Genomic DNA, 831 nt, shown 5'->3' with positions numbered 1-831 from the left:
TCGATGCAGAGAGAGAAAAAGCAATTCAAATATCCGAAGTCGGCATTAGTTGTAATGGAGGAGAGCGACCGTATTTTTGTCCGAGCAGGCGACAGTTTTAACCGATATCTCGCGGAAGGGTAGTATTGTAGAAATTCCTCATTCCTACTGTCCAGTCTGTTGGGCTGAATAGGATTTTAAACAGAAAAATCAGCATTGCCCGAAATGTGGTTCCACATTCGGTACAGAGGTTAAGCTATTGATTGATTCAAATCATTGTCCTCAATGTTCGGATGGATCTATCTCATTAGAAGAACCACACTGTAATAAATGTGAATTTTATGCCGATCCTGATATTGTAGTCTGGGGCTAACGGTAAAAGAAACAGTATGTGATTTGGGTAAACGACACTATTCGAATTTGTTTCGTGTCGAACGACGGGAGCGTTATAATAGGATATATTGGAGACTACCATTAAGAGGGTTACGAGCATGAGCAAAAAATATAATCCACATCCCGGTAATATATTGAGAAATTATCTCGACGAGATTGGAGTGTCTCAGTACAAACTTGCAGCAGAGACGAGGATCAAATTTGAGTAATTTAATACTGGGCAAACGATCAGTAACTCCCGAAATCGCGATGCGACTGGGAAAGTTTTTTGGACAAACTCCGATTTTGGCTCAATCTACAAGCAACTCATGATCTGTTCGAAGTTCAAAATGCGCATGGGTCACGAGATTGACAAAATCAGAAAATATAGCGAAGCCATTTGAGTATGATGTGTAAAGGATGTATGGGCACTCTCATGAACAAATGTTCACTAATGTGACCAAATCTACATTATGGGAA

2 pseudogenes are annotated in these 831 nt (G+C 40.1%); both read left to right on the top strand.

From position 1 onward, the window contains the following. Window positions 1-352: pseudogene (locus tag LEP1GSC062_RS24485) on the top strand (hypothetical protein); the annotation flags it as partial. A 118-nt stretch (window positions 353-470) separates the two neighbouring features. After that, window positions 471-755, top strand: a pseudogene (locus LEP1GSC062_RS25430) (HigA family addiction module antitoxin). Window positions 756-831: the final 76 nt, after the last annotated feature.

Source organism: Leptospira alexanderi serovar Manhao 3 str. L 60, assembly GCF_000243815.2.
Taxonomy (GTDB): domain Bacteria; phylum Spirochaetota; class Leptospiria; order Leptospirales; family Leptospiraceae; genus Leptospira; species Leptospira alexanderi.
Note: the sequence above shows the minus strand (reverse complement) of the source record. Positions and strands in the feature narration are given on the sequence as shown.